This is a genomic window from Flavobacterium sp. JLP, assembly GCF_015350755.1.
Lineage (GTDB): Bacteria > Bacteroidota > Bacteroidia > Flavobacteriales > Flavobacteriaceae > Flavobacterium.
The window spans coordinates 638,914-652,605 of record NZ_JADKPS010000002.1; the positions used below are offsets into that span (position 1 = coordinate 638,914).

The 13,692-nt window shown below is 31.8% G+C and carries 14 protein-coding genes and 1 tRNA gene; 8 read left to right on the forward strand and 7 right to left on the reverse strand.

Annotated elements, in window-relative coordinates; genetic code table 11:
• Positions 1-148: 148 nt before the first annotated feature.
• From IRZ83_RS08170 to IRZ83_RS08190, 5 genes are all read right to left on the reverse strand, one after another.
• The gene (locus IRZ83_RS08170; protein WP_194568025.1) at positions 149-436 is read right to left on the reverse strand and encodes a GIY-YIG nuclease family protein; all 288 of its coding nucleotides are present in this window, start codon (positions 434-436) and stop codon (positions 149-151) included.
• A gap of 91 nt (positions 437-527) precedes the next feature.
• A complete protein-coding gene (locus tag IRZ83_RS08175) occupies positions 528-815 on the reverse strand; it encodes a GIY-YIG nuclease family protein (protein ID WP_194568026.1) in 288 nt (95 codons plus the stop codon).
• A gap of 91 nt (positions 816-906) precedes the next feature.
• Positions 907-1,194 (reverse strand): GIY-YIG nuclease family protein, encoded by a 288-nt coding sequence (locus IRZ83_RS08180; protein WP_194568026.1) that lies wholly within the window; start codon positions 1,192-1,194, stop codon positions 907-909.
• 91 nt (positions 1,195-1,285) lie between these two features.
• Complete coding sequence (locus IRZ83_RS08185) at positions 1,286-1,573, reverse strand: GIY-YIG nuclease family protein (protein ID WP_194568026.1); 288 nt, start codon at positions 1,571-1,573, stop codon at positions 1,286-1,288.
• A 223-nt stretch (positions 1,574-1,796) separates the two neighbouring features.
• Positions 1,797-1,869: transfer RNA gene (locus tag IRZ83_RS08190), tRNA-Phe, on the reverse strand.
• A 99-nt stretch (positions 1,870-1,968) separates the two neighbouring features.
• On the opposite strand from IRZ83_RS08190, the gene IRZ83_RS08195 reads away from it, so the two are divergent.
• The 7 genes from IRZ83_RS08195 to IRZ83_RS08225 all read left to right on the forward strand — a co-directional run bounded on the left by IRZ83_RS08195 (position 1,969) and on the right by IRZ83_RS08225 (position 8,945).
• Positions 1,969-2,700 carry a type III pantothenate kinase gene (locus IRZ83_RS08195; protein WP_194568027.1) on the forward strand — a complete coding sequence of 244 codons (732 nt, stop codon included), beginning with the start codon at positions 1,969-1,971 and terminating at the stop codon, positions 2,698-2,700.
• Positions 2,697-3,926: a hypothetical protein gene (locus tag IRZ83_RS08200; protein WP_029271747.1), complete on the forward strand. Its 1,230-nt coding sequence runs from the start codon at positions 2,697-2,699 to the stop codon at positions 3,924-3,926. Before IRZ83_RS08195 ends, IRZ83_RS08200 begins: the two co-directional genes overlap by 4 nt.
• 52 nt (positions 3,927-3,978) lie before the next feature.
• On the forward strand, positions 3,979-4,530 hold the full coding sequence (lptC, locus tag IRZ83_RS08205; protein WP_194568028.1) for an LPS export ABC transporter periplasmic protein LptC: 552 nt from the start codon (positions 3,979-3,981) through the stop codon (positions 4,528-4,530).
• Positions 4,531-4,541: 11 nt separating this feature from the next.
• The gene (locus tag IRZ83_RS08210) at positions 4,542-4,736 is read left to right on the forward strand and encodes a hypothetical protein (RefSeq protein ID WP_029271749.1); all 195 of its coding nucleotides are present in this window, start codon (positions 4,542-4,544) and stop codon (positions 4,734-4,736) included.
• A 2-nt stretch (positions 4,737-4,738) separates the two neighbouring features.
• A complete protein-coding gene (locus tag IRZ83_RS08215; RefSeq protein ID WP_029271751.1) occupies positions 4,739-5,998 on the forward strand; it encodes a hemolysin family protein in 1,260 nt (419 codons plus the stop codon).
• A 108-nt stretch (positions 5,999-6,106) separates the two neighbouring features.
• Positions 6,107-8,206 (forward strand): peptidylprolyl isomerase, encoded by a 2,100-nt coding sequence (locus IRZ83_RS08220; protein WP_194568029.1) that lies wholly within the window; start codon positions 6,107-6,109, stop codon positions 8,204-8,206.
• A 304-nt stretch (positions 8,207-8,510) separates the two neighbouring features.
• Entirely contained in the window at positions 8,511-8,945 is a 435-nt protein-coding gene (locus tag IRZ83_RS08225; protein WP_029271753.1) for a hypothetical protein, read from the forward strand.
• 26 nt (positions 8,946-8,971) lie between these two features.
• Here IRZ83_RS08225 and IRZ83_RS08230 read toward each other — a convergent pair whose 3' ends face one another.
• Both IRZ83_RS08230 and IRZ83_RS08235 read right to left on the reverse strand, forming a co-directional pair.
• Entirely contained in the window at positions 8,972-9,886 is a 915-nt protein-coding gene (locus IRZ83_RS08230) for a GYDIA family GHMP kinase (RefSeq protein ID WP_194568030.1), read from the reverse strand.
• Between the two features lie 116 nt (positions 9,887-10,002).
• Positions 10,003-11,316, reverse strand: a complete 1,314-nt coding sequence (locus IRZ83_RS08235; protein WP_194568031.1) for a hydroxymethylglutaryl-CoA reductase, degradative — start codon at positions 11,314-11,316, stop codon at positions 10,003-10,005.
• 182 nt (positions 11,317-11,498) lie between these two features.
• On the opposite strand from IRZ83_RS08235, the gene IRZ83_RS08240 reads away from it, so the two are divergent.
• Positions 11,499-13,670 carry a S9 family peptidase gene (locus tag IRZ83_RS08240; protein ID WP_194568032.1) on the forward strand — a complete coding sequence of 724 codons (2,172 nt, stop codon included), beginning with the start codon at positions 11,499-11,501 and terminating at the stop codon, positions 13,668-13,670.
• Positions 13,671-13,692: the final 22 nt, after the last annotated feature.

The window sequence follows — 13,692 nt, forward strand, 5'->3', positions numbered from 1 at the left end:
ACAAATAAAAATGCAAAGGTTCACAAGATTTACTATTGTGAACCTTTGCGTTCAATCACCAAAAAGTATTAAAAACAAAAAACCCACTCGGTTGAGTGGGTTTTGGTGGTGCCTCCAGTCCCGAGGCTTCGGGAGAGCCAGGGACAGATTATGATTTTCTTTTAGATAAAATATCTTTTAAAATGGACGGATCTGCAATGAGTTTATTATTAAAGATTTTGCTTTTCATCCTTTTGATGAAATTTTCAAGATAAATAGCTTCCTCCTTATTATTGCAAATAAAAGTTAAAACTGCTTTCCAATCATTGGCAATCTTGGTAAAAGAATTTGAATAAAAATGATTCTGATGTTTAGAAATTCTTTCTTCTATATTATTGGTTTCTCCAATATAGAATTTCTGAGTCGAATCTGAATAAAGAATATATAAGTAATGCATGCCAAAAAGTATTAAAAACAAAAAACCCACTCGGTTGAGTGGGTTTTGGTGGTGCCTCCAGTCCCGAGGCTTCGGGAGAGCCAGGGACAGATTATGATTTTCTTTTAGATAAAATATCTTTTAAAATGGACGGATCTGCAATGAGTTTAGTATTAAAGATTTTGCTTTTCATCCTTTTGATGAAATTTTCAAGATAAATAGTTTCCTCCTTATTATTGCAAATAAAAGTTAAAACTACCTTCCAATCATTGGCAATCTTGGTAAAAGAATTTGAATAAAAATGATTTTGATGTTTAGAAATTCTTTCTTCTATATTATTGGTTTCTCCAATATAGAATTTCTGAGTCGAATCTGAATAAAGAATATATAAGTAATGCATGCCAAAAAGTATTAAAAACAAAAAACCCACTCGGTTGAGTGGGTTTTGGTGGTGCCTCCAGTCCCGAGGCTTCGGGAGAGCCAGGGACAGATTATGATTTTCTTTTAGATAAAATATCTTTTAAAATGGACGGATCTGCAATGAGTTTAGTATTAAAGATTTTGCTTTTCATCCTTTTGATGAAATTTTCAAGATAAATAGTTTCCTCCTTATTATTGCAAATAAAAGTTAAAACTACCTTCCAATCATTGGCAATCTTGGTAAAAGAATTTGAATAAAAATGATTTTGATGTTTAGAAATTCTTTCTTCTATATTATTGGTTTCTCCAATATAGAATTTCTGAGTCGAATCTGAATAAAGAATATATAAGTAATGCATGCCAAAAAGTATTAAAAACAAAAAACCCACTCGGTTGAGTGGGTTTTGGTGGTGCCTCCAGTCCCGAGGCTTCGGGAGAGCCAGGGACAGATTATGATTTTCTTTTAGATAAAATATCTTTTAAAATGGACGGATCTGCAATGAGTTTAGTATTAAAGATTTTGCTTTTCATCCTTTTGATGAAATTTTCAAGATAAATAGTTTCCTCCTTATTATTGCAAATAAAAGTTAAAACTACCTTCCAATCATTGGCAATCTTGGTAAAAGAATTTGAATAAAAATGATTTTGATGTTTAGAAATTCTTTCTTCTATATTATTGGTTTCTCCAATATAGAATTTCTGAGTCGAATCTGAATAAAGAATATATAAGTAATGCATGCCAAAAAGTATTAAAAACAAAAAACCCACTCGGTTGAGTGAGTTTTGGTGGTGCCTCCAGTCCCGAGGCTTCGGGAGAGCCAGGGACAGATTATGATTTTCTTTTAGATAAAATATCTTTTAGAATGGACGGATCTGAGTCGAATCTGAATAAAGAATATATAAGTAATGCATTCGAAAAAGTATTAAAAACAAAAAACCCACTCGGTTGAGTGGGTTTTAGTGGTGCCTCCAGGGATCGAACCAGGGACACATGGATTTTCAGTCCATTGCTCTACCATCTGAGCTAAGGCACCGTGCTGATTGCGGGTGCAAAGATAGAATCATTTTTCGTTTATCCAAAACATTTTTTTAAAAAAATCAATTCGTATCTTCGCATTTATAAAAAAACGAACATGGTTTTAACGGTTGATGTTGGAAATACTCGGATTAAAGCGTCTGTCTTTGAGGGAAATACTGCTTTAGAAAATTTTGTTTTCGAGAAAAATGAACTCGAAAAAAAAATTAAAAAAATTTTAAAAAAATTTCAAAATTGCTCCGATTTGGTCGTTGCTTCGGTCGGAAATGTCGAAAAACAATCTTTTTTAGCTTTCGAAAACCAGCTTAAAGTTCATTTTTTAACAAATGAAGATTCTTATCCCTTTATAAATAAATATGCGACTCCAAAAACCTTAGGAATCGATCGTATGGTTTTAGCCGCTGGAGCTACTTTGCAGTTTCAAAAACAAAATAGATTAGTGATAGATGCCGGAACTTGCATAACCTACGATTTTATCGACGAAAACGATAATTATCTGGGAGGTGCAATTTCGCCAGGACTGCGTTTGCGTTATGAAGCATTACATAATTACACGGCCAAACTGCCTTTGCTTACCTTAGAGAGTCCCGACTTTTATATAGGAAACTCTACCAAACAAGCGATTCATTCTGGAGTTGTCAACGGGTTCGTCTATGAGATTGACGGTTTTATCGATGAATATCGAGCAAACTTTTCAAATTTTATAATAATTTTAACGGGAGGCGATGCAGAATTTTTGGCTAAACGATTAAAAAATACCATATTTGCCAATTCAAATTTCCTTTTAGAAAGTTTGAACCAAACATTTCAATATAAAAATCGACAATGATTAAAAAAATTATAATAAGTGCTTGTTTACTTATCTCGTTCGTTTCATTTGCTCAGCAAGGTACAGCTTCACCATATTCTTTTTACGGAATTGGGGATGCAAGATTTAAAGGTACTCTTGAAAATAGATCTATGGCCGGAGTTTCGGTAGAGCAAGATAGTATTCACTTGAATATTGATAATCCTTCAAGTTATGCAAGTTTGAGACAAACTACATTTACAGTTGGAGGAAGTTTTGGAACATCTAATCTAAAAACTACTGAACAATCTGAAAAAGCGCAAAGAAGTACTTTTGATTATTTAGCAGTCGGAATTCCGATGGGAAAATTTGGAGCATCTTTTGGTTTGATTCCATTATCTTCTGTTGGATATAAAATTTTAAATGATAATTCTACTCAAGAAGGAGCAACAAGCAATCAATTTGAAGGTAAAGGCGGCGTGAATAGAGTGTTTTTTGGTTTAGGATATAAAATTTTGCCAAACTGGAATATTGGAGCTGACGTTCAATATAACTTTGGTAAAATTACAACAACAAGTATCGAAGCTATTACAGGAGTGCAAAATGCAACTAAAGAAACAAATGCGTCTGAATTATCTGGTGCTAATTTTAATATTGGTACAATGTATCAAACAAAAATTTACAAAAAAACGACATTGTTTACTAGTCTGAGTTATACTTTTTCAAGTACATTAAATTCAACTAGTACTAGAGTTATTCAAGTAGATACAGATCCAGATCCTATAACATTTGATCCAGTTGATACAAAATTAAAATTACCAACCAAGTTAACAATTGGTGCGGGTATAGGAGTGCCAAGAAAATGGCTTGTTGGAACTACATTGGCCTTCCAAGGTGATGGAAGATATGCAAATTACTACAATTCAAGTGATGATGTTCGCTACGAAAAATATTCAAAATATGCAGTTGGAGGATATTTTATTCCTAACTATGCTTCCTTTTCTAGTTATTTGAGCAGAGTTACTTACAGAGCTGGTTTGAAATACGAAAAGATTGGTTTAATTGTGAATAATGAGTCATTAAATGATGTTGGAATGACTTTAGGAGCAGGATTTCCAATTACAGGATCTTTTTCAAACGTAAACGTAGGAGTTGAATTTGGTAAAAGAGGAACAACAACTGCAGGTTTAGTTCAAGAAAACTATATGAATTTTAGTGTGAGTTTTTCTTTCAACGACAGATGGTTCGTGAAAAGTAAATTCAACTAAACATAAAAATTTATGTTTTTCTAAGCTCATTACAATTTACTACATTTGGCAAATGAATTTACCAAAGAGATATATTATAACCGTTGTCACAGTTCTTGCTGTGACACTGTTTTTTGGATGCGAAAGTAATTTTAAAGACGTGCAGAAAATTAACTTCTCTGAATTCGTTCCCGGAAGTGATGCTGATACAGTTAATATAAAATATACAGATTCTGGACGCATAACAGGAGTTTTAAAAAGTCCAAAAATGCTGGATTATTCAAATCTAGAATTTCCATTTACTGAATTTCCTAAAGGAATCGATGTTACCTTATATGATAAAAAACAAAAGCGTACTTTTATAAAATCTAATTATGCTGTTTCTTATAAAAATACTGGCATCATCGATCTGCAGGGAAAAGTAAAAATTACTTCAGAAGCAGGACAAGTTCTTGAAACAGAACAGCTTTATTTTGATCAAAAAAACGAATGGTTTTACACCGAAAGAAAATTTAAGCTTACAGATGCTAAAGGAATTTCTAACGGTCAGGGAATAGATTTTAGCAAAGATTTTAAAGTGATTAATTCGCAGCGAATAAGCGGTGAAATTGAATCAAACGAATAAAAATATAAATTATGGGCGTTTTAAAATACACACAATATCTTTACTTATTAATTGCTGCGGCTTTCATTTTCGATGGAGTTACGAAGCTAAATACGCCTAATGAAAATGCATGGTTAAGTTTTTTAATTGCTGGCGTGAGTGTTTTTATGTTTTTCTTCAGGAGGAAATACGCTAAGAAATTTGATGACCATTATAAAAAACAATAAAAATGGAAATTAGTATTATAATACTATGTTTAATACTATCAGCCTTTTTTTCAGGAATGGAAATAGCTTTTATTTCCTCGAACAAAATTTATCTTGAAATCGAAAAAAAACAAGATAATTTTCTGTCGAAAATTCTAACTAAACTTACCGAAAATCCATCAAAATTTATTGCTGCAATGCTGATTGGCAATAATGTAGCCTTAGTAATTTATGGGTTTTATATGGGAGATTTAATTTTGAACTGCATAGTTGGTTTAGGATTTCAATTCTCAAGTTTGACCGGTTTATTGATTCAAACTGTGCTTTCGACTTTTATCGTTTTAATTACTGCGGAATTTTTTCCGAAAGTGTTTTTTCAAATTTATGCCAATTCATTAATTAAGATTTTTGCAATTCCGGCCTATTTGTTCTACAGATTATTTTATTATATCTCAACCTTTTTTATTTGGATTTCGGATTTTGTTTTGAGAAAGTTTTTCAAAACAGAAGGCGATCAGGTACAATTGTATTTTAGTAAAATTGAACTTGGAAATTACATTACGGAGCAAATGAATTCTGTAGAAGATGATGAAGAAGTAGATTCAGAAATTCAGATCTTTCAGAATGCATTAGAATTTTCAGGCGTAAAAGCGCGTGATATTATGACACCGCGTACAGAAATTGTAGATATTGATTTGTTTGAAAGCATAACAGAACTGAAAGAGCTTTTTATTGAAACAGGCTATTCTAAAATAGTAGTAAGTCAAAATTCGCTTGACGATATTGTTGGCTATGTACATTCATTTGATTTATTTAAAAAGCCAAAAACAATAAAGTCTGTTTTAATGACGGTAGAATTTGTGCCGGAAACTATTTTGATAAAAGATGCATTAAATCTTTTAATTAAAAAACGAAAAAATGTAGCTGTTGTTTTAGATGAATATGGAGGAACTTCTGGAATTATTACTATAGAAGATATTGTAGAAGAACTTTTTGGCGAGATCGAAGACGAGCACGATTTAGATGAAGAATTGATAGAACAAGAATTAGGAGAAGGTAAGTATTTGTTTTCGACTAGATTAGATGTAGAATACCTAAATGAGACCTATAAATTGGCAATTCCCGAAGAAGATTCATACGGAACTTTAGGAGGTTTTATCGTTAATTATACGAAAGAAATTCCGCTAAAAGGAGAAGAAATTGTGATAGACAGCTATCATTTTGTGATAGAAGAGGCCACAAATAAGAAAATTGAATTGGTTAAATTGACAATAAAAGAGTGATTTTTTAAATTAATGAAAAAAATGTTGCAAAATAAAACGCTAGTTGTATTGTTATTAACTAGATAATTGTATTTTCGCAAACTGAATATAAAATTAACGATAATAAAAATGGCAGTTTTAGCAAAAATTAGACAGCGTTCCGCTTTATTGATAGGAGTTATTGCACTTGCATTATTTGCATTTATAATACAAGATCTATTTAATAAAGGAACATTTAGTCAAAGTTCAAAAGATGTAGGAAGCATCGACGGAAAAGATATTTCATTTGAAGACTTTAGAGTTAAAGTTAGTAATGTTGAAAAAAGTGGACAAGGAATTACTTCCACTGAAGCTGCAAACAGAGTTTGGGATCAAGAGGTTTCAATTGCATTATTATCAGCTCAGTTTGATAAGTTAGGATTAAGAGTTGGTGAAAAACACTTGCTTGAAGTTTTAAAATCAGATCCAAATATTGGTAAAAACCCAATGTTTTTAAATGCAGCTGGTATGTTTGATGTAGTAAAATTTAAAGATTACTTCAAAACAAATCCTGAAGCAGCACAGTATATTTCTGAGAAGGAAAAAGACGCTGAATTAAATGCAAAATTTCAAATCTACAATACGTTAGTAAAATCTGGACTTTACACTACTGCTAGTGAAGGAAAGCTGAAATATGAAATGGAAGCAAACAAAGTTAACTTTAGTTATGCTGCTGCATTATATTCTTCTATTAAAGACAGTGAAGTGAAAATTTCTGATTCAGAAATTGTTGATTATATGAAGAAAAACGAGAAAAAATTCAAAGCGGATGAAACTCGTGAAATTCAATATGTTTTAGTTGAAGACAAAGCATCAAAAGAAGACGAAGCTGAAATCAAAGCTAAAATCACTGGTTTATTAAACGGAAGTGTTGTTTACAATGCAAAAACTGGTAAAAACGATACATTAGCAGGTTTTAGAACTGCAAAAAACATTGCTGAATTTGTAAACGCAAATTCTGATGTTCCTTACGATTCTACTTATATAGCTAAAAATAATTTACCAGCTGTAGATGCTGATAAATTATTCAGTTTGCCTGCTGGAGCAATTTATGGTCCTTATGTTTATGGAAAATACTATGCTATTTCTAAATCTTTAGGATTTAAAGCTGGTGTTAACGCAAAAGCAAGTCATATATTAATTGGTTATAAAGGATCTCAAACTCCAAACCAAAAAGAAGAGAGAACTAAAGAAGAAGCAAAAGCTAAAGCTGAAGAAATTTTAGCACAAGTTCAAGCTAATCCAGATAGTTTTATGATGTTGGCTTTTACAAGTTCTGATGATTCATCTGCACAACAGGGTGGTGATTTAGGATATTTTGGTCAAGGTCAAATGGTAAAACCTTTCAATGATTTTGTATTCAGTAACGGAATTGGAAAAGTTGGTTTAGTTGAAACTCCTTTTGGATTTCACATCATCAAAATTACGGATAAACAAGACGGAATTCGTTTAGCTACTATCGCTCAAAAAATTGAGCCTTCTGAAGCTACTTCTGATAAAGTATTTACATTGGCAACTAAATTTGAAATGGATGCTGCTGATAAAGATTTTAATGCTACTGCAAAAGAATTAGGTTTAAAAGTTTCGGCTCCTGTAACTGCAAAAGCAATGGACGAAGCATTTGGTCCATTAGGAAACCAACGTAATATTATAAGATGGGCATTTGACAAAGAAACTAGTATTGGAGACGTAAAACGTTTTGAAATTGCTAATATCGGTCACGTAATTGCACAATACAAAAGCGAAAACAAATCAGGTTTAGTAGCTGTCAGCTTAGCTAGACCTTATGTAGAGTCTATCTTGAAAAACAAGAAAAAAGCTGAAATCTTAAAAGCTAAGTTAACTGGTTCAACTATAGAAGCTATTGCTAAAAATGCTGGTGTAGCTGTTCAGCAAGCAACTGATGTTACATTAGAGAATCCAGTTTTACCTGGTGGAGTAGGACAAGAGCCAAAAGTTGTTGGAAATGCATTTGCTTTAACTGCAAATAAAGTTTCTGCACCAATTGAAGGAAATACTGGAGTTTATGTTGTAAAAAACATTAGCACTGTAAAAGCTCCTGCAATTGCTAATCATGCCGCTTATGTTGCTAAGCTAAAAGCTCAAACTGCATCTGATGCAAGCAGAATTTTGCCTGCTTTAAAAAGCAATGCTAAAATTGAAGATAATAGACTGCAATTTAACTACTAGTTATTAGTAGCAAATAAATTTTAAAATATAAAACCCGAAATGTTCATTTAGAATATTTCGGGTTTTTCTTTGTTTTTTTCTTATTATTTTCGCAATTTGTAGTAAAATATTTATGTATTTTTCTTAACTATATGGAAATAATGGAAATATAATTTAAAATACTTGCGATATTAAAATTATTGCAGTTTATTTGTCCGGATTTTTGTTTTAATAAATTGAGCTATTAACAAACAATTGTTAAATAAAAATTGTAAGAAAATGATAAAAAAATACTTTAATAATCTGACATTTAATGTTTTTTTATATGTTTAGTTTTTTAAAAAGAAAACCTAGAGTATATTCCAAAATTGAAAATCATATTTTTGGAATAATTACGGAACTTTTAAAAGTTAGTAGTACTGACATCAATGTTGATGAATTGGGAGGTAAATACTACTTAAGCAATGAGGAGCAACATTTTAAAGTTACTATTTTAAGTAACGATTATGTTATCAGGCTAACTAATACGCGTGATTCAGTTGCTGAAAAATATGATAAATTTTTTGTTGAAGATGTTTTAAAAGCAGTAAAAGAAGAGAAACATCGGAGAATGGAACTGGTATACGATTCTATAACAAATAGTATCGAAAAAATGGCAGAACGTTTGCACAATACACTTATAGAATCTAATGAACAAGAAACTGAAAAAGTACGTCGACTTGAAACAAAACCTATAAAAGATAAGAAAGTAAATTTCTAATTTTTATAATAGAAATAAATTACTCGCTATAAGATCATCTCCTCGTATGAAAGAATAGTTTCATATCCTTTTGAAACAAAGTATTTCGTTGGATCTTCTTTAGAAATTACCATTACAAAATCACCGCCCCACGCCCCAAGACTTTTAACAAGGCCATTGAAATCTGCAAAAGCAATTTCTTTTATCGTTTGTATTTCTAAGATATTGCTCAAATGAATCTCATGTTTTTCTACAGCAAGAGCAAATTCTTTTAGCGTTTTAGCGTTTAATATAGTGTCGGTAATTTTGTTATTATCAATAATATTTTGAACTAAATCTTGATTTTTATTGTTGTAATAAGCATTTATAGCAGCTTTGCTGTTTTGTTTTTTATTCAGGTAAACAAAGTAAATGTTTTTAGTGAAATCAGGATTAAAGGCAACCTGTTCAACTTTAGGTAAACTTTGTTCTAATCGATAAACAATTGGTGTGTTATTTTGTGCGCAGGCAATATCATATCCACTGCCTCCAAAACTGTTTTTAAGCAGTGTGAAAGCATCAATTTTAGCCCATTGAGCAATATTGTTCAACAGTGTTGAGGATGTGCCCAATCCCCATTTTTTGGGAAATGTAAGGTGGGTACTAATTATATATCCTTCTGCTTTATTAATAAAGTCTGGATTTAATAAATAAGCTTCGTGTAAAATATTGATTAAAGTTGTTTTTACAGTTTCAACTTGTGTTGGAATGTTATTTGTAATTTCAGAAAATGAAATAACATCTTCAAACCAAAGATGCTCGTCGAAGTCATAACTCTTCCATTTAATTTCTTGGTTCGATCCGTTTTCTACAATTAAATCCTGTCCAAATTTTGTAGGCAAAGCAAAGGCTCTTGCACCATCTAAAACTAAGTATTCGCCTGTAATTAAAAGTTTTCCGTTGCTATAAAAGGTTGTTTTCATTCTGTAATTTTAAAATAAAGTCCAATCCCGAAGCTTTGGGATAAAATTCAAAATCCCACCATTCTTGGAATTTGGAATTCTATTCGCAGCTATACTTTTGGAGTTTAATATTCGGGTTATTTTCTTAAATTTTCAATAAAGTCAACTACAGCACTATGAGATACAGCATTTTTCTTAAAATGAGTTTTAATTAAATGGCGTTCTTCTTCAGTTGCTTCAAATTGATTGATGATATTATTTAAGTGCATTTTCATGTGTCCTTCCTGAATTCCTGTTGTAGTCAGCGAACGCAAGGCAGCAAAGTTTTGAGCCAAACCAGCAACAGCCACGATTTCCATCAATTCATTGGCAGATGGTTTTTCTAGTATTTCTAAACATAATTTAACTAAAGGATGTAAAGATGTCAATCCGCCAACGGTTCCTATGGCTAAAGGGATTTCGAGCCAAAAAGTAAAAATACCGTTTTCGATTTTTGCATGCGACAAGCTAGAATATTGCCCATTTCTTGATGCATAAGCATGCACGCCAGCTTCTACAGCTCTAAAGTCATTTCCAGTTGCTAGAATTACAGCGTCAACTCCATTCATAATACCTTTATTATGCGTCACAGCTCTAAAAGGTTCCACTTCGGCAATTTGAACAGCCTGAACAAAACGCTCGGCAAAATCTTGCGGATTCAAAATATGTTTCTCAGTTAAATCTTCAACAGGACAAGAAACTTCAGCCCTAACAACACAATTCGGAACATAATTAGACAAAATACTCATCACTACAGTAAGGGTTTCCTTCTCTGAAAAGAGATCAGAATTTAGAAATTCTTCTTTTAGAGTTGAAGCAAATTGTTCGAGACAAGAATTTATGAAATTAGCACCCATACTGTCTTTTGTTTCAAAAGTGGCATGAAGCTGAAAATAGTTTTCTAACAAACTTCTTTTGTCTTTTAGTTTAATATCTAAAATTCCTCCGCCACGTTGCTGCATGTTTTTGGTGATGCTTTGCGTGTCGGAGAAAAATTTAGATTTTATATTGTTAAAGAAAGAATCTAATTTATCGGCATCTCCATTAAATGTAAAATGCACTTGACCAATCTTTTCGGTATTAATTACTGTTGCTTTAAAACCACCACGTGTTGCCCAATATTTTGCTGATTTTGAAGCCGCCGCAACAACAGAACTTTCTTCAATTGCCATCGGAATTGTTTTGTACTTGCCGTTAATTAAAAAATTGGGTGCAACTCCTAACGGAATATATAAATTGGTGATAGTGTTTTCGATGAACTCATCATGCAATTGTTGGAGCTTGTCGTCTGAATTCCAGTAATTTCTTATAATAGTCAGTGCTTCTTCAGGGGTTGAAAAATACTCATTTGCGATCCAGTTTATTTTTTCTTTTTTGGATAATTTAGAAAATCCAGCAACTGCGTTGTTCATTCTCAATGTATTAAATAATAATGTGGTAACAAAGATACTATTTTAAGAGTTTTGTTTATAATGTATTTGAAAATTGAAAAGCACGCAATCGTTATTTTTTTTAACATTTAACAGTTAAAATGTGTATTATGTTTATTTTTTTTACTAAAATTGGGCTCTTTTTTATATTTAAAATAATTCTGATGAATACAAGTAAAATTACTGTTATGTTTTTGTTTTTTGTAGCCGCCATTTTTGGCCAGCAAAAAATAACTGTCGAAAATATTTATAGTGGTGCATTTCGTGCAAAAGCGATGGATGAACTGCAATCGTTAAAAAATACAGATCAATATACTGTTTTAAATGTTGATCAAGCCAGCAGAAGCATGCAGATTGACTTGTATGATTTTGCAACCTTAAAAAAAGTGTCAAATCTAATTGATACTAAAAATCATAAAGAACTGGCTACCGGAATTGACAGCTATACTTTTGATGCTTCAGAAAAAAAGATTTTAATAGCTTGTAATTCAAATCAAATTTTCCGTCACTCTTTTACAGCAGATTATTTTTTATATGATATTGCTTCAAAATCGCTGACAAAACTGTTCGATTTTCAAGTTCAAGAGCCAACTTTTTCTCCTGATGGAACTAAAATTGCTTATGCTAAAGAAAATAACCTTTATGTATATGATGTAGCTTCAAAAAAATCTACTGCGGTTACTACTGATGGAAAGAAAAATGCCGTAATTAATGGTATTACGGATTGGGTTTATGAAGAAGAATTTGCTTTTGTCCGAGCTTTTGACTGGAGTAAAGACAGCAAAAAACTAGCTTACATTCGTTTTGACGAAAGTGCTGTTCCAGAATTTTCTATGTCGATATTTCAAAAAGATTTATACCCGACAATTGAAACATTTAAGTATCCTAAGGCTGGAGAAAAAAACTCACTAGTTTCATTACACATATATGATGCTGCTGCAAATACAGCCAAAAAAGTTGATTTAGGAAATTATAATGACTTTTATATCGCGAGATTACAATGGACTAATGATAATAATGTATTGTCAGCACAGGTTTTAAACCGCCACCAAGATAATCTAGATCTTTTATTTGTTGACGGAACAACAGCTGCTGCAAAAGTAGTTTTGAATGAAAAAGACAAAGCTTATGTTGATGTTACAGATAATTTGACATTCTTAAAAGATAATAGCTTTATCTGGACAAGTGAAAAAGATGGTTTTAATCATATCTATGTTTATGATAAAACAGGAAAACTTAAAAATCAGGTTACAAAAGGAAACTGGGAAGTAACTTCATACTACGGTTTCGACGAAAAAACAAAAACTATTTTCTACCAATCTACAGAAAATGGTTCTATAAATAGAGATCTTTACAGAATTAGTTTAGACGGAAAAAATAAATTGCGTTTAACAGCAAAAGTAGGAACAAGCGCTGCGACTTTTAGTCCAAATTTCCAATATTTCATTACTACTTTCTCTAGTAATTTAGTGCCAACAACTTATACTTTAAACGATGCTAAAACTGGAAAAGAGATTCAGGTTATAGAAAATAATCAGGCTCTTGCTGATAAGTTGAAAGCCTATAACTTGCCGGCAAAAGAATTCTTTGTTTTAAAAACAGCTAAAGGAAACGAACTTAACGCTTGGATTTTAAAACCAAAAGATTTTGATCCTTCTAAAAAATATCCTGTTTTCATGTACCAATATTCTGGCCCAGGATCGCAGCAAGTAAATAATGATTGGAATAACACTGATGATTATTGGTTTTTATCTCTTACACAGCAAGGTTATATCGTAGCTTGTGTTGATGGTAGAGGAACTGGTTTTAAAGGTGCTGATTTCAAAAAAGTAACCCAAAAAGAATTAGGTAAATACGAAGTTGAAGATCAGATTGATGCAGCAAAAGTAATTGGAGCTTATCCGTATGTTGATGCTTCAAGAATCGGAATCTTCGGATGGAGTTATGGTGGATTTATGGCTTCAAACTGTATTTTTCAAGGAAACGATGTTTTTAAAATGGCAATAGCGGTAGCACCGGTTACAAACTGGAGATTTTATGACAGTGTTTACACAGAAAGATACATGCAGACTCCTCAGGAAAATGCAAGCGGATACGATCAAAATTCTCCAATAAATCACGTTGATAAATTAAAAGGAAAGTTTTTGTTGATTCACGGATCAGGTGATGACAACGTTCATGTGCAAAATTCAATGCAGATGATGGAAGCACTGATTCAAGCGAACAAACAATTTGATTCTCAGATATATCCAGATAAAAACCACGGTATTTACGGTGGTAAGACGAGAATTCAGCTTTATAATAAAATGACTAACTTTATCAAAGAAAATTTATAATCTAAATCTATTAACCTTAAAA